This window comes from Enterococcus columbae DSM 7374 = ATCC 51263 (assembly GCF_000406925.1).
GTDB classification, from domain to species: Bacteria; Bacillota; Bacilli; order Lactobacillales; family Enterococcaceae; genus Enterococcus_E; species Enterococcus_E columbae.
In genome coordinates, this window is sequence record NZ_KE136347.1 from 756,199 (window position 1) to 776,695 (window position 20,497).

Genomic DNA, 20,497 nt, shown 5'->3' on the forward strand with positions numbered 1-20,497 from the left:
CTTACTAATGATTTCAATTTAGGAACTTTTATGAATTTACTATCAATCAAAGCAACTGTACCATTTTGATTATTCGTTGTATAACTCTGAACAGGATTTTTCTTACTTTTGAAACGTGGAAAGCCAACAGATTTATCCCGAAAAAAATTCTTGTATGCTTTATCTAAATGAAGTTGGGCATTGGCCAAAGCGAGGCTATCGACTTCTTTCAGAAATGGAAATTCTTTCTTATATTTAGCCGGTGTTGGAAAAGTCATTTTTTTAGAAGAATCATTTTTAACTTCTTCATATGCTTTTTTTCGGTCATTAAGCATTAGATTGTAGACCTTACGAACGCAGCCGAAAGTTTTGGCAAAGAAGATTTCTTGTTCCTCTGTTGGATAGATTCTGAATTTGTACGCTTTTAGTCGTTCCACAAAGTTCACCTGCTTTCTATTTATGATTGTTTCCTTGATTTTGGATGTATTTCTTTATCACATCAATTGGTGCTCCACCAGTCGTCAACAGACAAAAACTTTTAGACCAAAACATTTCTTTCCAAAGAAACTGTTTGACTCTTGGAAAATCACGTTTTATCAATCTTGAACTAGCGCTTTTATAGGCGTTGATGAATTTTGTCAATTCTGTTTTAGGATGAGCTTTGAACATAATATGAACGTGGTCTTTATCATGATTCCACTCCACTAAAGTAATGTGATACGGTTCTGAAATTCTTTCAAAAATAGCTTTAGCATAATCAGATATGTCATCATCTATCACTTGTCTGCGATATTTAGTTACTAAAATAAGATGGTAATAAAGAAGGAAGACTGAATGGTTATTTGTATCTAATTCCATTTTATATCACTCATTTCTAATATAGACTGATTATAACATAGAACGAAATAAAAAGACCATGTAATGTATTGTCGGTCTTCGAGTTACCAACAGTAACCCTCATACCGAATGGCATTCATCACCCACCTATAGAGGATGGGCGACTTCTGCCTGAATTACGTTAAAAACTATAACTATTCAGCTGTTAAAAATAATCAGACAAAAACTAAGCCTGTTTGCGTTCCCTACCTCTTGCCAAAAAAGAATAAATGGGTAAAGAAAGATAGAGTATCATCGCTATTTTAGGCATAAAATAGGCAAAAGCGATTAAACCTAGATTCAATAGAATTAAGCTCACTATGCGTATCCGCATCAGTCCGACTAAAAAGGGATTTTTCGATTGGACGGTTTGCAGATGAGCCGCACTAAAAATTAACGATTGCAATAAAACAATTAGTAAATAGACCACACCATAATTCATCACTGCTAATCTGGATACATCAAGCATGATCCATTTGGTTAGAACTGGAATCAATGTCAGCAAGGCTAAAAAGCTAAAGTTAAACACTAAAACTTGATGCGTTGCTTTTTTAAAAGTAGCAAAAGTTAAATGATTTTCATACCAAAAATTTGCTACAACAAAAAAGCTGGTAAAGAAAATCCCCACATCGACCAAAAAGTTCGTGTAGCTGATGTTATCGACTGGCAAGTGAATTTCTAGTGCCATAATAGTTAAAATAATGGCAATCACTCCATCATTTAATGCACATAGTCGGTTGTGCGTCAGTAAAGGAATTTCTTCCTGCGTTTGCTTACGCTTTTCTTCTAATCTAGTGCGAACTTCCTTGGCCTGCTCAGAGAATACATTTTGCTTATTCATTACTTTGACTCACCTACTCTAGCATCACTCACTTTTACCACCACTCTAAATTGGCGTTCCGGATGCGTTTCAAGATTCACCATTTGAATACGTGATTCCAAAATCGCCCCATGACCATAATAAAGTAAGGTACTAAACAAACTATTGTATTGGGCCGGTACATAACCTATTTTGGTATTTTGATAAAAGACCGCCACCGCATCCGGATCATGCGGATTACCTTCTTCACGAACTAATTGTACATTTTGCCCTAATTTTAATTCTTCAATCACATCTAGCCCATCACAATAGGCAAATCCCGCTAAATGAAAATCCATGATGTGACGACTTGGTTGATATTTGACACTATTCATACAAATCACCTAACTTCTCTTAATATACATATTTTAACAAAATATTTTATGACCAACAATTCCCAAAGTATTGAATGTCATAATCAGATGATTCTATTATTTACACTCGTTTTAGCAAATAAAAAACTACTTCAAACGAGCATTCCGTGCAGCGCCTAAAGTAGTTTTCAGTATATTTATTTAAAAAAAGAGTTATTCCATGTCGAGTGGACATTGAACTCTAGCTAGATGCTCATTTGTTAGGATAAATGAACTCCCTTCCGCTGTAACAAAGACTTGGCCATAAGGACTATTTTCTCGATGCCCACGCACCCACTGACCATCTACCATGACTTCAAAAATAATGCGGTCACGAATCGGAAAACCATCAACAATTACAGTAGCACTAGGGTTATGAATTTCACAAACACCTTGGTAAACTTGCTTAGAAAATTGTGAAGCTAACACACTTAGCTTAGCCGCTGTTTTGTAAACTTCATTGACCTTAGCAAAATCTTCATTGGCAATATTTTCAGCTAAGGTATCAGCGTGTTTCCCAAAAATTGCACTAGCATCAGTTAAAAATTTAATCGCTGCATCCATTTTTTCACTCATTATTATCGACTCTTTTCTTTTTTGACATGGTGTTGCTTAAGCTGAGCCTAACATAATCCGCAAAAAAATACAATCGTTTTTAAACCAATCAAAGTCTTTTTAAATTTGATTGGCACTAGCATATTCTTCCTCGCTAACGGCCGCTAACCATTCATTACGCGTATTCTCACCAGGAAGTGTAATGGCTAAATGGGAAAACCAAGAATTTTGGGCTGCCCCATGCCAGTGCTTCACACCAGCCGGAATAATGATAGAATCTCCCGGATTCATCACCACTGCCGCCTTGCCTTCTTCTTGATAGAAACCTCTACCCCCTACACAAATCAGCAGCTGCCCACCCCCATTTGTCGCATGGTGAATATGCCAATAATTACGACAGCCTGGCTCAAAGGTAACATTGTGCACAGGTAATTGTCCATCAGTAATGCTGGCTAGATAGCTTGTACCTGTAAAGTAACGAGCATAGGCTGTATTTTCCTCACCAATTGGAAAGATTATAGTTTTTTGATAAGCAGCCTTAGCATCCTTACTTACACTATCCTCTGTCCAAATATTTTTAGCGAGATTAAATACAGCCCAAGCTTTCGGCCAACCAGCATAAAAGGCAACGTGCGTAATGGTCGCAACGATTTCCGCTTTACTTACTCCATGGTTTTTCGCATTTTCTAAATGATAGCTCAAAGAAGAATCAGTAATCCCTTGGGCCATTAGAGTAACTACTGTTAATAAACAACGTGTTTTTAGATCAATACCTGACAAATTCCAATTTTCACCAAATAAAATATCATCATTAAAATGAGCAAAATCTGGGGCAAAATCACCTAATTGTTTTCTACCTGCATTTTGTGTTATTTTTTCCATAATATCACCCTCCGTCATTAACTACCGACTACAATTTCCCACCATAAACCGGGAAGAAGCTTGCTTCTCCGTAATTTTGAATCCGATCGATATGAATCAAAATGTCCACATCTTCAGGACTAATTTCAAAATCTAATTGCGCATTTTCGCGCATATGATTCGGATTAGCTGTTTTGGGCAAAACAATTAGTTCTAATTGAATACAATAGCGAATACATAACTGTGCAACCGATACTCCATATTTATCAGCCATTTCAATAATTTTAGGATTTTTTAAGGCCTCACCATGCGCGACTGGTGAATAGGCTTCTACTGCAATCTCCTGACTTTGACAATAGTTGATTAAATCAAGTGGTGTATTTGAAATATGTGCTAAAATTTGATTGACTTGTGGCTTAATTTTGGCAGTTGCTAAGATATTTTTTATATCATCTTCTAAAAAGTTTGACACACCAATCGCTCTTAATTTACCGTCTTTAACTGCATCTTCTAACGCTCGCCAAACCTCTTGATTCTCTTTATAGTAACGATTATCCGATTGATTAACTTCCTTCCAAGGCTGTGGACTATGAATAATCATCATATCTAAGTAATCCAAGCCCATTAATGATAAAGTCTGATCAATTGATTGTGCTGCACTTTCATAACTTTTATGCTCTGCAGCTACTTTAGAAGTGACAAAAATTTCTTGTCGGCTAACGCCAGATTGTCTAATTCCTTCACCTACCCCACGTTCGTTTCCATATGCTTGGGCGGTGTCAATATGTCGATACCCCATCTCCAGTGCACTTTTTACTGCAGCTACCACCTGCTCATCGTCAATCAGCCAAGTCCCCAAGGCTAGTTGTGGAATGACCACCCCATTGTTTAAGGTCATTATTTTGTTATACATACATCAATTCCCCTTTTTCAAAAATAGAATCTGCAATCTTTAAATTTTTTGATTGGAACAAGGCTCGCTCACCGGTTAGTAATGCTTTTTTCATTTCATTCATAGTTTTTCACCCCTTTTCACGCTCAGTCTACTCCTTAAAGTTAACTTTAAGTCAAGCAAATATTACACAAAAATGAATCTATCTTTCACTACGCTAAGGTTTATTTGCCCGGAGCTAACCGACTTGCTTTTACTTATTTTTCCATTGGAGAGTAGCACTCGAATTTTCTCATATCTGAGCAAGCTACTTCACATTTTTGTATAATCTATGTTCAGTAGCTAGATATGCCGAAAATTCGCCTCTCCAATGGCTAAATCTCTTGCTTTTACTTATTTTTCCATTGGAGAGTAGCACTCGAATTTTCTCATATCTAAGCAAGCTACTTCACATTTTTGTATAAAAAAAGTCAAAAACCAGCTTCAATGGTCTTTGACTAAAAATGCGTAATTTGTCAGTTTTTATTTTTATTAAAATAGCGATACAGACTAAACATCAAAAGCAATGCTTGATAACCGATAGATAGCAAAATACAAGCAATGGTAATCAAGAGAATGATTCCCCAAAAACTTTGGGAATAATCGGAAATTTTTGATGGGAAAATAAAGAGTTGAATAGTCAAAAATAAAACGATTGGTAGAATCCTCCAAATAACGATTTTTTGGACAAATAATCGTTTTGAGTCTTGATCAGAGAATAGCTGGCTATCGATCGACTCATTCATGGCTGCTCGAGGTTTTCTGAAATAGTTCCAATTATCGCAAGAGCCACAGTACTGCCAACCATAGTCTTGATACAACTGTAAGTAATCTTTAGGTGTTCCAGCAAAGTCTAACTGATAGACTACTTTTTCTGGTAATCCACGTTCAAAAATGTAGAAATGGGCTTTAGAAACATGTATTAAGTGCCACCCATCAAGATGTTGTTTTTCCAACCATCTACATTCGGACTCAAAATCAACGACTTGAAAAAATCGAATCCTTCTTTTCGCCTTAGCCATGATATTCCCCTCCAATGCTGTTTTGATACAAACGGTGAATCCGTCTAATCTCTAGTGCCAATACTTCTTTTCCTAAAGGGGTCAATTGATAAATTTTACGCTTGTCTACCTCTTCTAGCAAACAAATTAGACCGTTTTTTTCCATTTTTGATAAGGTACCATACATTGTTCCCGGACTGATAGTTACTTCACCAGCTGTCATTACCTTCACTTCTTGACTGATACCATAGCCATGTTGCGGATTTTGCAAACAAAACAAAATGTAAAAAGCGGTTTCAGACATTGGCACATAAATTTTTCTAATATAATTATCCATCCAAGCACCCCTCACACCTCGATACATCTTATTACGATATATCTCACTACGATATATTCTATCACATCTCGCTAGATACAACAATAGCTATGAACTTAGGCATTTTTCGTTCATAGCTACTATTCTTAGATGATACAAATCGAACAAAGAGATTTGAAACTATTTGGTTTTTCTTAACTTTAATTGCTGTTTGAATGCCTCAGCCATCAGCTTTTTGCCTTTTTTACTGTTTATATCAGTGAGTTGTAATTTACCTGTAAAGACTAGTTCCATTACCAATAGATACGCTTCACCTAAAGCATAGGTAATCGCTGCCGCCGTAGAAGCAGAAATCGCTCCACCAACCACACTCCCTGCTCCCGGAAGTAGTTTTAACAAGTTGGAACTCACGGTTCGTCCTAAAATGGTCGCTCCACTAGCACCGATAGTTGAAGAAAGTAAGGCACCAAGAATCGATTTATTGACATCAAAACCAAAAATAACCGTAATAGAGGCAATCATCGAAATTTGGGTAGGGACAATCATCACACTATCCGCTAAAGGAATCGGGACCACTCCTTCACTCGCTGCCGCCAGAGCCGCTACTTGAATCGCTTTTCTGGCATGTCGCTTTTTTTCAACTAGACTGGCAATTTGAACATTTTGCAAAGTGTCCATTAATTCTTCAGGTAAACAATGCCCCATAATCTGAATTAAGGTATCTAACCCATAAGCCTTTTTGGTAAACGATGCATCGATTTCATAATCTTGCGCCAATACAGGAACAATCTGCGCTACAGCTAAATTTTCTTCCAAAAGAAGCTTTTTCATTTTTTCGGCATTCGGATTACTTATCGCTTGGGTTAAAACGACAATGACCGGTACTTGTTGGGCTTGATTTGCATTGGTCAGTTCTTTCAGCCAGTTGATTTCTTCTGGCTCAATGCGATTAGAGGTTGTATTAATACAATACCAAATACAATGAATCATTTGATTGATCTCTTTACTTGCGATTCCTTGGTTAATTGTATCAAGAATTTCTTTTTTCACTTCATTTTGGACTACTTTACCCAACTCAAACCCACGTGTATCATAAACGCTCAAAGGAAATCCTGGTTTTTCAATTTTACGCATATGGGTAGTTACCGGTCGTCCAATCCCCGTTTCAGTCAACTGCTCTCTAAACACCGCATTAATCAAGGTACTTTTGCCTACACCTGTTTTACCGGCCACAATGATATTTAGATGATTTAAATTGGTGAATTTTTTAGTAATTGCCGCCATCATTTCTTTAGTTACACTTTCCATATTAAAAGCCATATGCTCACCCCTATTTTAGTATCTGCTAGCAAAACTTAGCTTGAAATTTAAAAAAAACATCACAAATTGGCTAGTAAAGCTTTTTATTTAAAGATTAACTGCCAAATAAGGCCAAAAATCAGCAACCAAATGACAATGACTGGTAGTACATAATACCACTTTTTCATCTGTTTTGTCGCAATTAAGGTCTTAGCCTGTTCCTTTGATTGCAGCCAAACTTCTTTTGGGATTAGTTTAATCGTCAGAACAACTAATAACGGTAGCAAAATCAAATCATCCAAATAACCTAATACAGGAATGAAATCTGGAATCAAATCAATAGGCGATAAAGCATAAGCAACGGTTAGAAAAACCAATAGCTTAGCTAAAATCGGGGTGTTTTTTGACTTCATCGCCAAATATAACGCCGGTATATCTTCTTTCAGTTGCTTTGCACGTTTTTTTAAATTCATTACAATCTACCTTTACGTCTTACTGGATGCTGTGTGATTATTTTTAAATTCGATGGTACATCTCTTTATAGATTAGATAAATACCCCCTAATTTGATTAATGGGATGGTTATCCTCTCAGGTTAAATTTAGGTTGATCCCCCTTTTTTATAATCAAATACCCTTACGCTATTGTTTTTTATCTTTTTTGAGAATTTGCGCACCAATCACAGTACCTAAAAATTGACCGATACCTATACCTGCGCCTAGCCAATTCCAATCTAAAAACGCCATACTAAACAATGCACCCGTGAAAAAACCAATCAATAGCCCCTCTACAATATAGCTAGATTTATTCTTTGTAGGATTAGCCTTCATATATTGGATACCAACAACCACTACAACTACTAAAAAAAGCCAACTAATTATTATCGTCGCCATCTCAATCACTCCCTAAATATAATTGTCCTCCTGCATCCTTTTCACCTCAACGTTTTCTTTCATTATACCAAAAACAAGACAGGGCTAGAATGAGTAACACTAGCTTTTCCTAAAAATCAATGCTACAATATTGCAAGCACTTTGAATTAGAAAGGATATTAACTATGGCAAAATTTTATGCGGTGAAAAAAGGACGAAAAACAGGGATTTTTATGTCTTGGGCAGAATGTGAAGCACAGGTAAAAGGCTTTCCTGGGGCTATTTTCAAAAGCTTTACTACCAGACAAGAGGCCCTTGCCTTTATCGATGGTACCCTTACAAGCCAACAGGTAAGTAATAACAGACCGACTGCTAAAGCTACTATTCAATCTACTACTCATGCAACACTTCCTACACTAAAAACACCTTACGCCTTTGTTGATGGATCTTATAATTTAAAAACAAAGACTTATGGTTATGGTGGATTTTTACAAATCGATGAAAAAACGCGGATTACCCTACAAGGCAAAGGAACAGATGAACAAAAAGCTAGCATGCGCAATGTAGCCGGTGAAATTGATGGGGCGATGGCCGCGGTAAAAACAGCCTTAGATCATGAACTTACAAATATTACCATTCTTTATGACTACCAAGGAATCGAAAGCTGGGTAACCGGTCATTGGCAAGCAAAAAACGACTTTACGCAACAATACCGTGATTTTATGCGTACCCTAATGCAGCAGATTCACGTTACCTTTGTTAAGGTTAAAGGACATAGTGGAATACCAGGTAATGAATTAGCTGACCAATTAGCCAAAGAAGCGGTTGGCGTGAAATAAAATATAAGTAAGAACGGAAAAAATCAGAGTCCAATGAATCAAATAGGTGACTCTGATTTTTATTTTTATATTTACCTAGCTGAAAATATCAACGACCTTGGCCAATTTTTCTGAACCCTCTATCGATAAAACGGCAGCTTGCACACTCAGTTCAATCAAAGTAAATGTTTTTCATCAATAATTTGCTTGGCGTATTTTAGTACAGGTAACTCTCGATTACTTACCAAACGACCAAACGGGGTTGACGTATTTTCCCCATAGAATTGCACTGCTTCATTATAACGACATTTTATAACGGAAAGTTGCAAATGATTTCGCTCCATTTCGGTTAACTGCCTCATACCTTGAGATAACATTTTACACAGATAATAATGACTCACATTATGTCGCTTTAATAAATGATAATCATCCTCTACCTGCGCTAATTTACAAATAATCTCCACTTCTATTCCTAGTTCTTCTTTTAATTCTCGATTTAGCGCATGCATTTGGCTCTCACCCTGCTCAACACCACCACCCGAGGTTTCAATTGAATCTGATTTGCCAAATTCATCATCGCGAGAAACCCCCACAAAATAAAAAAAGCCTGCTTCATCAAAAACAATCGCGCGCACAATTTGGCGATGAGATTTAATTGAGGTGAAAGGCCACTCTGTATCTTTCAGTAACAAAGATAACTCCTCAACTTGAAATTTGCACATAATTTTTAACTCACCTATCTATCTTTCTTTACTTAGTAATCATAACTCTCTTTTGAAACAACCATTCATCCGTCACAATCAATTGACAGTTTTTGTGCTCCATAACATAAATAATAGAATAGTTGTCTAACTTTTACCAGATTATAAATCATTGTCAATCAATTTTCTCCATTTTTCTCTTGACCTAGATAAAACTTATAGCTATAATACGTTTTTGCAGGTACCTGTTTGATCAAATAAAAATCAGTTAATGCTAGTATTACTAAGACTAAAACTAAAAAAACGAAATATAAAAGGCACTATTTATATAGCGATAAGTCCTATGGAATCCAAAATAAAGATTCCATAGGACTTATTTTTTTGAATTGGAGATGAGACTATGCAACAAAAAAATGAAAACTATTGGTTATTCGATGCCCCAGTTAATCAAGCAATCTGGCACATGGCTATCCCTATGATACTTGGTATGTCAGTCAATATTATTTACAATATTACCGATACCTTTTTTATCGGCAAATTAAACAATACTTCTGCTCTCGCTGCTATCACTTTACTTTTACCTTATACTACAGTTTTAATGGCCCTTGGTAATTTATTTGGCACCGGTGGCAGCACCTTGTTTGCACGACTACTAGGAACTAAAAACTTCGAAAAAGCCAAGCAAGCAGCAGCGACTTCGTTTTATCTATCCTTGTTTTTCGGATTACTCGCTACCATCGTAACCTTGATTTTTAATCAAAAAATCGCCTTATTGTTAGGCGGTGATGCCAATACAAGTCCGTTCGTTCAGCAATATACGTGCTACTATGGCATTGGCGCACCATTTGTAGTAGCTAATTTCACCCTAGAGCAGTTAATTCGTGGAAATGGTGACTCAATTGAATCCATGATTGGAATGGTAATTAGCGTTATGATTAATATTATTTTAGATCCAATCTTAATTTTCACTTGCCATCTCGGACTTAAAGGTGCAGCAATTGCTACCATTATTGGCAATATCAGCGCTGTCATCTACTATATCATTTGTATTACTAAAAAAGAGCACTTACTTTCACTGTCATTAATAAAAATGCGTTTTAAAAAGCAACTGCTAACAGAAATTTTTACTGTAGGCTTTTCAGCTTTGCTGTTAGATTTGTTATTAATTTTATCAAGCCTGATGTTTAATTTCTATGCCACAAAATACGGAGAAAATGTACTAGCTGGCTTTGGTATCTCACAAAAAATCGTCCAAATTGTTGATTTAATCGGTATGGGGCTCTACCTAGGTGTTATCCTCTTAATCGCTGTAGCTTATGGCTCTAAAAATTTCAAAAAGCTAAAATTAATTATTCGTCAAACAGCGACCTATCTTGGCATAATTATCAGCTTATTATTCGTTATCCTATTTTTCACTAGACATTGGTTAATGCAATGTTTTACAAATCAAGCAGCAGTCATCCAAATAGGTGAAGTTATCCTAACCGTTCAATTATGCGCTACTTTTTTCGCTGCCGGTGCAGGGCTACTAACAGGGATCTTTCAAGCTGAAGGCAAAGGACTACCAGCTACAGTGATGTCTATTACTAGAGGGTGTATTCTTATTCCAGCCATTATGCTAGGAAATCATTTTTTTCAAGTTTATGGAGTCATTTTTTCATTGTTAGTAGCAGAGGCAATTGCCTGCTTAACTGGCCTTATCCTATATCTTTTTCAGCCAATGAAGATTAACCAGCAACTGTCTGTAAAAAGCGAGGAAATTTAAGTCTTTAGTCCATAAATCAATATTATAAAACGGCTGACTAAAACAATAGCAGCCGTTTAACCTTTTGTTGCTTCACAGTGATTGGTAATATTCACCAAATTTTTCCATTGATTTTAAGACTTGTAATAGTTCTTTACCTAGATCAGTCATGCCATACTCAACTTTTGGTGGGTTGGTTCGATAATCTTTTCTAAAGACAATCCCATCATCGCATAATTGTCGCAAGCTATCCGTCAATACCTTTTGCGAAATGCCATCAAGCGAGCGCTGCAATTCATTAAAGCGCCAATTTCTTTTCATCAAATTACGAATAATTAATAATTTCCATTTACTACCAATTAAAGCCACCGTAGTCGCAATTGGGCAATCTGGTAATTCACTTTTGCGTTTCATTTAATTCACCTCAATAATCATCATACTACAGATCATTTTTAGCGTACACACTTACAAAAAAGTGCGTACTAGAAATAAACTGTATTCCGTATTATGCTCTTAGTTGTAAAGAATACTTAACATACTGGAGGAAAAAATCATGTCAAACTTTACAAAAACTACCATCACTGATGCACCAAGAACAGAACTACACGATGCGCTAAAACTGACTGGAGCTGAAATTAGTATCAATACTTTACCAGCCAAAGCCTCTGTACCTTTTATTCATTATCACAAACAAAACGAAGAAATTTATGGGATCTTAGAGGGATCAGGAAAAGTGATTCTTGACGGTGAAACGATTGCATTAACTAAAGGGGATTGGCTACGGATTGCCCCTGCTACTCATCGCCAATTTTTCGCAGCAGAAGATAGCGATCTTCGCTACATTTGTATCCAAGTAAAAGAAAACTCACTTGAAAACTTCACTGCTAGCGATGCAGAAATCATTCAATAGACAACATAGATAGCTGAATTTTAGGAATAATGGTTGACTATTTAGTTAGCTAATTATTCCTATATCAGCGAATACTTACAAAAATTTTCCCTATTACCTCTATCAGATTAAGCATATACTAAATACGATAAAAAGTTTTTATTTTAAGCTAAACAAATTGTTCGTGCATATTTCAGCTCTGAATCCTCCACAATCTGAATCCATCCTTTGGCAATATAATCCTCTATCCGCTTAGCAAACCAATAATCTACTACACCAATTGGATAACAACCCATCATTTGACCAATTGCAAAGGCTTGTTTAACCGGTTTATGCGATATAAATTGCCACAAAATAAAATCATAAAAATCTTCATTTACACTCATTAATTGACCATTTACATTTGCACGTAAAGCTGTATTCGTCATAAGTAAATCCTGCCATTTTTCTTGATAGTATCGGATAACCTCTTTAGCAACAACCTCAGCCGAATTCAAGCAAGCTAAACAGCGCTCTGGACTGAGTTCGCCCCAGCTAACTAAATCATAAGTAATGGACTTATCTACCATATATGTTGGTAAACTCACAATGGTTAATCGCTCTAAATCATCTGCTAACTCATTGCAAAGATGGTACAAGCCACATAACGCGTAAGGAGCAGACGAAACCCATACACGCACCTCTTCACCTGATTGAACCAATTGCTTTAATTGCTGAAAATCCTTAACCGCCTTTTTATAATCTTTTTCAAATGACTGTATCAATGCCTGCTTCTGTTTAGGAAGATTTTGTGCGGATAATTGAACAACCAAATTTTGGCGATAACTACTTGCTATAGACTCTTTTATGTTCCCTACATCTAGCCAAAAAGGCAAAACAAAAAAATTGGCTTTATCTGTAAACTTTGCTTCCATCAATCCACAAGCTTCACTCTCACTAAATACAACCTCTAACATAATCGCTGTCAACTACCTTCCTAGATAATCATTTCTTTATAGCTATTGCTCTCTTTATTATATCAGCTCCATTGATATAGGCTAATAGTCAGCTAAAAAACTTTTAAAAAAGACTATGCGCCTAAACTGGCAACATAGTCAATATCAAATCATACAAAATAACTCTTAAGTACATGAAGAATTTTTTAGAGCAAATTAGTAAATGGCATCAGCAAACTTTTAAAGATACTTACTAGCTTCTCTGATACTTAATTTTGCCAATTTTTCCTGATGATCGGCTAAAAATTGTCTCACCCATTCCGGATGTACCTTTGAATATTCACGTAACATCCAGCCAATTGCCTTATTAATAAAAAATTCATTCGTACCTAGACAATTTAAAATGATTTGCTCAAGTTGAGTAGGATTGGTTTTCGATTTAAAACGTAATTGATACAAAATTGCCACACGCTTAATCCAAATATTTTCTTCAAGCGACCAAGTGAGCATCAACTCATCCACCCGAGAATCCATCATAGCAATATTCCCGACAACTTGTGAAAGAAAATCAACCGTATCCCACCATGATCTAGTCATTATAAATAATTTAATTTGTGGGATATGTTCAAAATGAACAAACTTTTTCATCGCCAAAAGATAGTCATAGGCTAAATATTGAAATTCGCGATGCTCATCACCATAGCATTGCTCTAAAAAAGCCCAATCCACTGTTTTTGTCGCTTTTTCCGACTTTAAAAAAACTTTATAAAGATTTTTTCTATCCGCTGCAGCAATGCCATAAAAATGAAACTGATCTTTCATATACTTTGACATTGCTATTGCTCGTTCAGGATTGCTATGCGCTTCAAAAAGTTTTCTTAATGACCGGTATTTGTCCATCTCACACCTCACAATGAAAAAATGCTATCCGTTTAAAGATCTGAATCAGCTTGCTTGTCAAATGAATGGAGTAACTGACTAAAGTATGCAGCCTGACCTGTAAAAATTTATTCTATCCATTCAAGAAAATATACCCAAAAACCTTTTACATGACTGTATTGGATGAAGTTTTACCTATTTCATATTTAAATCGAACTGAGGAACAGTATCTCAAAATGTACCATCCACATCACACAAACATCATCATATTATCGTCATCCAGGTTATAAAGAACAAAATGATATTGACTGGCCTCTGTTTTTCCACGGATATCTAATAAATGCTCGGATATCTTTTCAAGAATTATGTTGTATAACCACCACGATAATCTTAACTATTTAAAATTAACTAAATATCTACTAATTTTTTTGATATCGATTTACTATACTTATCTCTCTATCTCGAAATCCTCAACTGTAAGTTCCAAGAATGCTTCATTAGTAATTAACGAAAGACTTGCCAATCTATTTGCTTGGTTTGAATATGCTCGTTCAAAAAGATTCCTCATCTCTCGTCCGTTAGCAAAATTATCTGGTTTATTGATACACAATTCATGTAAATGTTTTATAAGTGCTTCACGTGCCTTTTCATCTAGATGTAAATCTGATTTCCTACATAAAGATTCAAAAATAGCGAACAATTCCTCTTGTGAATAATCCTCAAATAAAATACTTTTATTAAATCTTGATTTTAATCCTGGATTTGATTCAAGAAACTTAATCATCAAATCTGGATACCCTGCTACAATTACTATAAAACTATCTCTACGATCTTCCATAGCTTTCAAAAGTGTATCTATAGCTTCTTGACCAAAATCATTTCCACCTTTTGCAAGTGTGTAAGCTTCATCTATGAAGAGGATTCCACCCATTGCTTCATTTATCTTTTCTGTAGTCTTCAGCGCAGTTTGCCCAACATAACCAGCTACTAGACTTGCTCGATCTACCTCAACTAATTGTCCTTTTTCTAAAACATGTATTTGCTTATATATATTTGCTAGTAATCTAGCAACAGTTGTTTTACCTGTTCCTGGATTACCTAGAAATACAAGATGTTTTGAAACATCAGTCGTTTTAATACCTCTTTCCTCTTTCATTTTGTTTATCTTAATCAAATTGATTAGAGAATGCACTTCCTGTTTTACACTAGTTAGTCCAATTAAATCATCAAGTTGACTCAATAATTCTTCTAATGTATCTTCATGCTCAACTTTGCTTAGTTCTTTTATAACAGATTCTGTTTTACTACTTTTATCATCTTCTAGGGATATTTTTTTCTCTAATTGAGTTCTTTTTATATCATTAATAGGTTTATTTATCACACAATCGACAAAATAATGATTTATCTTCTGAATTAATTCAGAAAACGCCTGTGCATCAATGTCTTTTTTATCACTTGGACTAAATAAGTATGATTTTCCTATTTCCGTAATTGTCAAAAGATATAACGAACTTAACTTTACCGAACTTTCATAAAATATTTCGTTATCAATGTATGCAATCATTTCTGTCGAACATGGAAATTCCCCAAATTTTTTAGAATCTAAGTGCCACTTCCTATCAAGATATGTTTTCTGAAAAAGCGCTATCCTATCTTCTGCATCATTACGTGATATCTTTTTTATAAAAGAACATATATCCCCAATGACAAGTTGTGTTAAAGAAAGTTTTTCAATTGTTGGTACATTCTCTATTTGTTCGCACGCTGTAAGTAATTGGTCGATAGCATTTTTTACTTTAGTATTCATTAGTCCTCTCCTCAGAAAACTGCAACTTGTTGTAGTGTATCTTCAAAAACTTGTTTCAACTCTGGAGCAGGTTCTTCACCACAAGATTCTGTTACGGCATTGATAATCGTATTTTTAATATCTGTTTCCGTCATTTTACGAAGTGAACGAAGCAAATCCATATCACCAAGTGAAATAATTAATTCTTGATTGTCTTCAACTTCTTCTTTTAATTCTACAACTTTATCCAAGAGACTCATACAATAAGTATCAACACCTAACGTATCAAAACTTGTTTCAAACATCGCATAATCTTGTAATTTTTCAATGAAACACTGAGAAGTAAGGGTATCATATATTCCACACCATTTTTCATGTGAAGTATGCCATACATTATCGTCTTTAAGCACCTCATGATGATTTTCGTAATAAATTTCATCAAAATATCTTAATGAAACGGTAAACATTGAAAGTAACGAAAAAATTGAAAAAATAGTTGACTTTTTATCTGCAGCTATATCATTTTGGAAAATATTTATAAGTAATGTAAGTACATTATATTCTCTATCAACGAGTTCTCTCATTTTGGCTTCTGAATATGGTTGTTTTATTCTTCTACAATCAAGCATATCAACATGATCAGATAATACTTTATTAAATTCATAGCCTGAATGAACATCATTACCTTGTTTTACAACATTTTGAAGTCGATTCAGTTGTTGAGTGATTTCTGCACTCATCCGATCAAGTTTTTCATACAAAATAGCAAATCCCGCACATGTAGCACATAAGTTCATTCCGTTTAACAAAAGACCAATCTTTTGCGCTTGCATCACTTGTCCAACAAGTTTCAAATTACGCTCATTTAACAAAGTATTTTTATTAAGAATCTTTACTACATTTTCCATTGCTACTTGTTCTTGAACTTGAGGTAACTCATTTAGCATAACCTTTTGAAACGCTGCTATTCTTTTATTTTTTCCACGAACAACAATTTCCAAAATTTTATTGTCATTTAAAAATTGTTTTAATTGTTCTAGTGTATTTACATTTATTATTTCACTCATGATAATATCCCCCCTCCACTTTATCATTCAAAATTGTATGAAGTAGAATAATTGTCATAATGAACGTTCCCGTATCAGAACAATATAAGTCTTTAATATCGAATTTATTCTTCTTTACAGCAATAAGTGTTTCTTGTTCAGTTTTCATAGAATCAATAAGATATTTAGGATTTAACACTTTTATTGAGAAATCAATATTTGTGACTTCTTTTCCATTATTTTTTAAAATCGATGTATACAAGCAAAACATTATTCTTGAATAATCAACTAAATCTCTGACAGATAAATTTCTTGAATTTCTAATATTTAATGCTTTCTCATAGTATTTACGAGCCCTAGGTACAATAATTGGTGTTGAATTATTCTTTTTAGCCTGTGGGGTTTTAGCAATTTTTTTCCCAACAATAGAATCAATGTCCTTAATATAGCTTTCAATCTGTTTATCAAAGCTTTTATTCATTTTAAGCTCAAGTTTCTCAAAATAATCACATAGTTTTTCGGATAAAATATGCTGTGTAATCTCCTCTTCAGAAATAATAGCAAATGTGATGTATTCCCCAACAAGTATTTTTTTTAATGCTTCAAATTCTGTTTGTCTTAGTTTTGAAACAGTATTCTTTATAAAATCAGTATATTTCAAACTAATTCCTCCAATCACTTATATCTACACATTTTTTATAGAAATTCTACACTATTGAAAGTTTCTCATTAGCTATCACGTACACCAATATTCCATATATTCTTCATAAATAAACTTCAGTCATTGGTTTTCCAACTAATAAGCCATTAATTCTAGAAAAATTTTCCTCATTACTTAAATCAAATAGTGTCTTTCGATATTTTTTAGGATTTATTTTTTCAACACTTGTTTCTAAAAGTAAAATCTTATTGTTCTCTTCTTCTAGTTCAAGTAATAGCTGATATTTTTTGCATAAAAGTGGTGAATCAGCGTATCACTTACATCGTAAAGTATCCTTCTAATATTTTCCCACTAAACAATGATTTTACATGTAGCAACTGAAGAACTTGATTTTTATGCTTTTTAAGTTTAAATCCAATCTTTTCTATTTCAAAAACTGTTCTTCCTTAAAACCAATTTATACTAGAAATGATTTTTGACTAGATACTTTTCTCAATTCTACATTCCAATTTTTATCAATCAACTTGTATTTGGGTGATTAATCGATTGTAAATTTACCCCTTCGGACGAACAGGATGGCGTAAAATGGTTTTTAGTTTTTCAGGGGCACATCTTCTAGGATCAGATAAATAAATTTCATGATGATGACGAGAGGCGCTAAAATCATTTTCATAACCTGCTTCTTCTAAAAATGCTTCCATTACTTTTAATGAGTGAACTTCTTCATCATACGGACCAACATGTAACATTTGTACGACTTCACCTTCATCAATAGTAAGCAATTTAGCAGTAATTGAAGATAGTTTTTTCTTTGTTAGCGCTTGTTTTTTCGCCCACTCAAAATCTTTTTCGGTAACAAAATCAGGTACACGAATAACTGATAACCATTGAAATAAATCCTTACGCGTTTGATCATAGCCTTGAATACCCGTCTGCCACCAGAATCCTTCTAATGGTGGGACTACATATTCAAAAAAGCCTAAGATTTCATAATCCGTCTTATAACTCATTTTCAATGTATAGCTTAACATATAGAGTTCTTGTATTGCTTTTTGATAATCACCATTTACATCATTAGGATCTCCTTGACCGTAAATTCCTAAAAATTTCATTTTCGGAATGGTAATAATTGTTGGCTGCTTTTTTGGTTGATAAAGTTGCTTAAACTCTTTTTTATAATCAAATGCCATGTTTCTACTCCTTTTTTCTTTGAACATTACAAACCTATCACAATACCTAAAAATTTGATCGATAATCCCTTCATAACGAATCAACGTCATATAATACGAATCCCATCGTTATACTAAGAAATAAACCCTGAACCAATTCTTTCACCAAGTAATTCTGCAATACACGCTCAGGTATATCTTTTAAATATAAAAATCAACGGATTATTTATAACTAAAGCTCCTATTTGATACCATTGTTTTTGAATAATTACTAGATAAAATTACAACAAAAAAATGCGCAACAAAATATGATTATCTATACATCAATTATAGCAGATTTTACTGTATTTTTATGTTGAAAATTTTGATAAGCAAAATCTTAAAATTAAAAACTTATAACAAAAAATAGAAAAAATTTTCTATCTCTGTACTTTCAACTTAAAAAATAACTCCATCTATCCCTCCACTAAAAAACAGTCTAAAAAGTTCCCCCTACGAACTTTTAGACTGTTAACTTAATAGAGACTGAGACTATTTCATATCATTAGCACTTTCAAGATTTATTAATCATAGTTGATTTTATCTTTATCGCTTTTACAAAGACAAAAGCTGCGAAAAGTATTTGAGGGGCCAAACAGTGAAGAAAAGCATTTAAACCAACATCCCATAATGATCCAGTGGAAAACCAACGCTCGCTCCCAGGAATAACAGGAAAAATCACCATGGTTAAATGATCAGGTCCAAAAACTGAGTAATGCACGGGAACAAAAAGACAAATGCCATACACCATCGCATGCATCAACACCCCAGCAATAATGGTAACAAGTGCAGCAAGCCTTACTTTAAACAAAGATAGTCGCCTCTTTCCGTAAAGATAGCTAGCCGAAAAGCAAACTGCACAAAAAGCGCAATAATTCACCAAAGCCATCTGAATAAATGGCCAGCGCAGCTTTAACATTGTCCCTATATCTAAAAAAGTAACCCTTGGATGATTAGCAATAAAAACAATTGCTAAAACAGAAAACAATAAACATACAAACAAAAGGAAAAATGGCAGGCTTAAAAATATCGTTTTTAAGGTTGGTTTTCTCATCTTTGACTTTCCCTTCGTTTAAATATTTTTGGATTCGTCAAATGAAAATTCATTTATTCTAACCAGTATTTTTCATCTGACGATACAAATTAGTCTTTATAATCTTCAGACCGAGGGATTTTTCTATTTTGTTGGCGTAATTTGAAAGCCTGAATCTGTTCATTATAACAATGATCACATAACGTTTTTTTCCACCGCAAATCTGTCCGTAATGACCCTTTTTCACCACAAAATTCACAAATTTGCTTCGATTGCTCCTCTGTTTCACTGATAATATCGTCAATGGCTTGCCTTAGTAACGCGATTTCTTCGTCATCTTGTTGATTACTTGGTGAAAATCTAAGTGACTGACTATCCGAAAAATCAATTGCTGAAATGCTTTGAGGAAAATCTTTAAATCCGTAATAAAACCTAAGCGTACCAAACTTTTCCTTAATTTGCAGTGGGATGAAATCAATCTCTCTACCTGCCTGCTCGTATTCTTCTGTGATACGCAAGCAGCAATCACTTAACAACGCATACCATCCCGCTGCACACTCAAAACCCCAACGTTGATAGATAGTTCCCTCCTCAGCACGCTCGCGTTTCATAAAAGGAAACTCATTTTGGAGACTTGCCGACCAATCATCATTTATAGCCATTTGCTTTCCCCTCTCTTTCATAACACCTAAAAAAAATGCTACTAATCTAAAAGCTTATAAAAAAATTTTTTAGCTAACTTTATCAGTATTCCACTAAAAATCACGCAACGAACAATAAAGTTAACATCACAAAAACAATCAAAAGATTTATCAAAATGACTGTAAAAAATAACCGATTTTTTTGCTTTTTATTTAGCTTCTTTGATCGAACCGCATAAAAAAGAATGACCAAAG

At 34.5% G+C, this 20,497-nt stretch carries 25 protein-coding genes; 3 read left to right on the top strand and 22 right to left on the bottom strand.

Translation table 11 applies throughout. The annotated features are described in order from the left end of the window. The 12 genes from RK02_RS03570 to RK02_RS03625 all read right to left on the bottom strand — a co-directional run. Positions 1-416, bottom strand: a 416-nt coding sequence (locus RK02_RS03570; protein WP_016182882.1) for a helix-turn-helix domain-containing protein, incomplete at its 3' end; no start/stop codon positions are given. A gap of 16 nt (positions 417-432) precedes the next feature. Further along, positions 433-837, bottom strand: coding sequence for an IS200/IS605 family transposase (tnpA, locus tag RK02_RS03575; RefSeq protein ID WP_016182883.1), 405 nt, complete (start codon positions 835-837; stop codon positions 433-435). Between the two features lie 205 nt (positions 838-1,042). Then, the gene (locus tag RK02_RS03580) at positions 1,043-1,696 is read right to left on the bottom strand and encodes a TMEM175 family protein (protein ID WP_016182884.1); all 654 of its coding nucleotides are present in this window, start codon (positions 1,694-1,696) and stop codon (positions 1,043-1,045) included. After that, positions 1,696-2,049, bottom strand: coding sequence for an HIRAN domain-containing protein (locus RK02_RS03585; protein ID WP_016182885.1), 354 nt, complete (start codon positions 2,047-2,049; stop codon positions 1,696-1,698). Before RK02_RS03585 ends, RK02_RS03580 begins: the two co-directional genes overlap by 1 nt. A 192-nt stretch (positions 2,050-2,241) precedes the next feature. Further along, a complete protein-coding gene (locus RK02_RS03590) occupies positions 2,242-2,643 on the bottom strand; it encodes a hypothetical protein (protein ID WP_016182886.1) in 402 nt (133 codons plus the stop codon). A 99-nt stretch (positions 2,644-2,742) separates the two neighbouring features. Beyond that, entirely contained in the window at positions 2,743-3,504 is a 762-nt protein-coding gene (locus RK02_RS03595; protein ID WP_016182887.1) for a carboxymuconolactone decarboxylase family protein, read from the bottom strand. Between the two features lie 28 nt (positions 3,505-3,532). After that, positions 3,533-4,396: an aldo/keto reductase gene (locus tag RK02_RS03600; protein ID WP_016182888.1), complete on the bottom strand. Its 864-nt coding sequence runs from the start codon at positions 4,394-4,396 to the stop codon at positions 3,533-3,535. A 494-nt stretch (positions 4,397-4,890) separates the two neighbouring features. Continuing rightward, positions 4,891-5,436 (bottom strand): DUF2812 domain-containing protein, encoded by a 546-nt coding sequence (locus RK02_RS03605; protein ID WP_016182890.1) that lies wholly within the window; start codon positions 5,434-5,436, stop codon positions 4,891-4,893. Continuing rightward, complete coding sequence (locus RK02_RS03610) at positions 5,429-5,752, bottom strand: PadR family transcriptional regulator (protein ID WP_016182891.1); 324 nt, start codon at positions 5,750-5,752, stop codon at positions 5,429-5,431. The genes RK02_RS03605 and RK02_RS03610 overlap by 8 nt, the downstream gene beginning before the upstream one ends. Before the next feature lie 159 nt (positions 5,753-5,911). Then, positions 5,912-7,051 carry a YcjF family protein gene (locus RK02_RS03615; protein WP_016182892.1) on the bottom strand — a complete coding sequence of 380 codons (1,140 nt, stop codon included), beginning with the start codon at positions 7,049-7,051 and terminating at the stop codon, positions 5,912-5,914. An 83-nt stretch (positions 7,052-7,134) separates the two neighbouring features. Continuing rightward, positions 7,135-7,503 (bottom strand): YkvA family protein, encoded by a 369-nt coding sequence (locus RK02_RS03620; protein ID WP_016182893.1) that lies wholly within the window; start codon positions 7,501-7,503, stop codon positions 7,135-7,137. Positions 7,504-7,670: 167 nt separating this feature from the next. Then, entirely contained in the window at positions 7,671-7,922 is a 252-nt protein-coding gene (locus RK02_RS03625) for a hypothetical protein (RefSeq protein WP_016182894.1), read from the bottom strand. Positions 7,923-8,086: 164 nt separating this feature from the next. On the opposite strand from RK02_RS03625, the gene RK02_RS03630 reads away from it, so the two are divergent. Then, complete coding sequence (locus RK02_RS03630; protein ID WP_016182895.1) at positions 8,087-8,740, top strand: ribonuclease H1 domain-containing protein; 654 nt, start codon at positions 8,087-8,089, stop codon at positions 8,738-8,740. 155 nt (positions 8,741-8,895) lie between these two features. On the opposite strand, the gene RK02_RS03635 is transcribed toward RK02_RS03630, so the two are convergent. Further along, complete coding sequence (locus tag RK02_RS03635; RefSeq protein WP_016182896.1) at positions 8,896-9,441, bottom strand: NUDIX domain-containing protein; 546 nt, start codon at positions 9,439-9,441, stop codon at positions 8,896-8,898. A gap of 379 nt (positions 9,442-9,820) precedes the next feature. Here RK02_RS03635 and RK02_RS03640 point away from each other — a divergent pair, with 379 nt between their 5' ends. Then, positions 9,821-11,185, top strand: a complete 1,365-nt coding sequence (locus tag RK02_RS03640) for an MATE family efflux transporter (RefSeq protein ID WP_016182897.1) — start codon at positions 9,821-9,823, stop codon at positions 11,183-11,185. Positions 11,186-11,257: 72 nt separating this feature from the next. Here RK02_RS03640 and RK02_RS03645 read toward each other — a convergent pair whose 3' ends face one another. Next, the gene (locus tag RK02_RS03645; protein ID WP_016182898.1) at positions 11,258-11,578 is read right to left on the bottom strand and encodes a winged helix-turn-helix transcriptional regulator; all 321 of its coding nucleotides are present in this window, start codon (positions 11,576-11,578) and stop codon (positions 11,258-11,260) included. 139 nt (positions 11,579-11,717) lie between these two features. Here RK02_RS03645 and RK02_RS03650 point away from each other — a divergent pair, with 139 nt between their 5' ends. Continuing rightward, the gene (locus RK02_RS03650) at positions 11,718-12,074 is read left to right on the top strand and encodes a cupin domain-containing protein (RefSeq protein ID WP_016182899.1); all 357 of its coding nucleotides are present in this window, start codon (positions 11,718-11,720) and stop codon (positions 12,072-12,074) included. Positions 12,075-12,217: 143 nt separating this feature from the next. Here RK02_RS03650 and RK02_RS03655 read toward each other — a convergent pair whose 3' ends face one another. From RK02_RS03655 to RK02_RS03690, 8 genes are all read right to left on the bottom strand, one after another. After that, positions 12,218-13,021 (bottom strand): DUF3658 domain-containing protein, encoded by an 804-nt coding sequence (locus tag RK02_RS03655; protein WP_016182900.1) that lies wholly within the window; start codon positions 13,019-13,021, stop codon positions 12,218-12,220. A 207-nt stretch (positions 13,022-13,228) separates the two neighbouring features. After that, positions 13,229-13,888 (bottom strand): DNA alkylation repair protein, encoded by a 660-nt coding sequence (locus RK02_RS03660; protein ID WP_016182901.1) that lies wholly within the window; start codon positions 13,886-13,888, stop codon positions 13,229-13,231. A 427-nt stretch (positions 13,889-14,315) separates the two neighbouring features. Continuing rightward, entirely contained in the window at positions 14,316-15,674 is a 1,359-nt protein-coding gene (locus RK02_RS03665; protein ID WP_016182902.1) for an AAA family ATPase, read from the bottom strand. A gap of 11 nt (positions 15,675-15,685) precedes the next feature. Beyond that, positions 15,686-16,720, bottom strand: coding sequence for a hypothetical protein (locus RK02_RS03670; protein ID WP_016182903.1), 1,035 nt, complete (start codon positions 16,718-16,720; stop codon positions 15,686-15,688). Beyond that, entirely contained in the window at positions 16,713-17,360 is a 648-nt protein-coding gene (locus RK02_RS03675; protein ID WP_016182904.1) for a hypothetical protein, read from the bottom strand. The genes RK02_RS03670 and RK02_RS03675 overlap by 8 nt, the downstream gene beginning before the upstream one ends. A 554-nt stretch (positions 17,361-17,914) precedes the next feature. Then, the gene (locus tag RK02_RS03680) at positions 17,915-18,550 is read right to left on the bottom strand and encodes a GyrI-like domain-containing protein (RefSeq protein WP_016182905.1); all 636 of its coding nucleotides are present in this window, start codon (positions 18,548-18,550) and stop codon (positions 17,915-17,917) included. Between the two features lie 532 nt (positions 18,551-19,082). Continuing rightward, positions 19,083-19,622 carry a hypothetical protein gene (locus RK02_RS03685; protein WP_016182906.1) on the bottom strand — a complete coding sequence of 180 codons (540 nt, stop codon included), beginning with the start codon at positions 19,620-19,622 and terminating at the stop codon, positions 19,083-19,085. Between the two features lie 89 nt (positions 19,623-19,711). Further along, entirely contained in the window at positions 19,712-20,263 is a 552-nt protein-coding gene (locus RK02_RS03690; RefSeq protein WP_016182907.1) for a hypothetical protein, read from the bottom strand. Positions 20,264-20,497: the final 234 nt, after the last annotated feature.

Excerpts from the sequence above, each read along its gene's own strand:
- tnpA (WP_016182883.1), bottom strand. The coding sequence starts at position 837 with ATGGAATTAGATACAAATAACCATTCAGTCTTCCTTCTTTATTACCAT.
- RK02_RS03580 (WP_016182884.1), bottom strand. The coding sequence starts at position 1,696 with ATGAATAAGCAAAATGTATTCTCTGAGCAGGCCAAGGAAGTTCGCACT.
- RK02_RS03585 (WP_016182885.1), bottom strand. The coding sequence starts at position 2,049 with ATGAATAGTGTCAAATATCAACCAAGTCGTCACATCATGGATTTTCAT.
- RK02_RS03590 (WP_016182886.1), bottom strand. The coding sequence starts at position 2,643 with ATGAGTGAAAAAATGGATGCAGCGATTAAATTTTTAACTGATGCTAGT.
- RK02_RS03595 (WP_016182887.1), bottom strand. The coding sequence starts at position 3,504 with ATGGAAAAAATAACACAAAATGCAGGTAGAAAACAATTAGGTGATTTT.
- RK02_RS03600 (WP_016182888.1), bottom strand. The coding sequence starts at position 4,396 with ATGTATAACAAAATAATGACCTTAAACAATGGGGTGGTCATTCCACAA.
- RK02_RS03605 (WP_016182890.1), bottom strand. The coding sequence starts at position 5,436 with ATGGCTAAGGCGAAAAGAAGGATTCGATTTTTTCAAGTCGTTGATTTT.
- RK02_RS03610 (WP_016182891.1), bottom strand. The coding sequence starts at position 5,752 with ATGGATAATTATATTAGAAAAATTTATGTGCCAATGTCTGAAACCGCT.
- RK02_RS03615 (WP_016182892.1), bottom strand. The coding sequence starts at position 7,051 with ATGGCTTTTAATATGGAAAGTGTAACTAAAGAAATGATGGCGGCAATT.
- RK02_RS03620 (WP_016182893.1), bottom strand. The coding sequence starts at position 7,503 with ATGAATTTAAAAAAACGTGCAAAGCAACTGAAAGAAGATATACCGGCG.
- RK02_RS03625 (WP_016182894.1), bottom strand. The coding sequence starts at position 7,922 with ATGGCGACGATAATAATTAGTTGGCTTTTTTTAGTAGTTGTAGTGGTT.
- RK02_RS03630 (WP_016182895.1), top strand. The coding sequence starts at position 8,087 with ATGGCAAAATTTTATGCGGTGAAAAAAGGACGAAAAACAGGGATTTTT.
- RK02_RS03635 (WP_016182896.1), bottom strand. The coding sequence starts at position 9,441 with ATGTGCAAATTTCAAGTTGAGGAGTTATCTTTGTTACTGAAAGATACA.
- RK02_RS03640 (WP_016182897.1), top strand. The coding sequence starts at position 9,821 with ATGCAACAAAAAAATGAAAACTATTGGTTATTCGATGCCCCAGTTAAT.
- RK02_RS03645 (WP_016182898.1), bottom strand. The coding sequence starts at position 11,578 with ATGAAACGCAAAAGTGAATTACCAGATTGCCCAATTGCGACTACGGTG.
- RK02_RS03650 (WP_016182899.1), top strand. The coding sequence starts at position 11,718 with ATGTCAAACTTTACAAAAACTACCATCACTGATGCACCAAGAACAGAA.
- RK02_RS03660 (WP_016182901.1), bottom strand. The coding sequence starts at position 13,888 with ATGGACAAATACCGGTCATTAAGAAAACTTTTTGAAGCGCATAGCAAT.
- RK02_RS03665 (WP_016182902.1), bottom strand. The coding sequence starts at position 15,674 with ATGAATACTAAAGTAAAAAATGCTATCGACCAATTACTTACAGCGTGC.
- RK02_RS03670 (WP_016182903.1), bottom strand. The coding sequence starts at position 16,720 with ATGAGTGAAATAATAAATGTAAATACACTAGAACAATTAAAACAATTT.
- RK02_RS03680 (WP_016182905.1), bottom strand. The coding sequence starts at position 18,550 with ATGGCATTTGATTATAAAAAAGAGTTTAAGCAACTTTATCAACCAAAA.
- RK02_RS03685 (WP_016182906.1), bottom strand. The coding sequence starts at position 19,622 with ATGAGAAAACCAACCTTAAAAACGATATTTTTAAGCCTGCCATTTTTC.
- RK02_RS03690 (WP_016182907.1), bottom strand. The coding sequence starts at position 20,263 with ATGGCTATAAATGATGATTGGTCGGCAAGTCTCCAAAATGAGTTTCCT.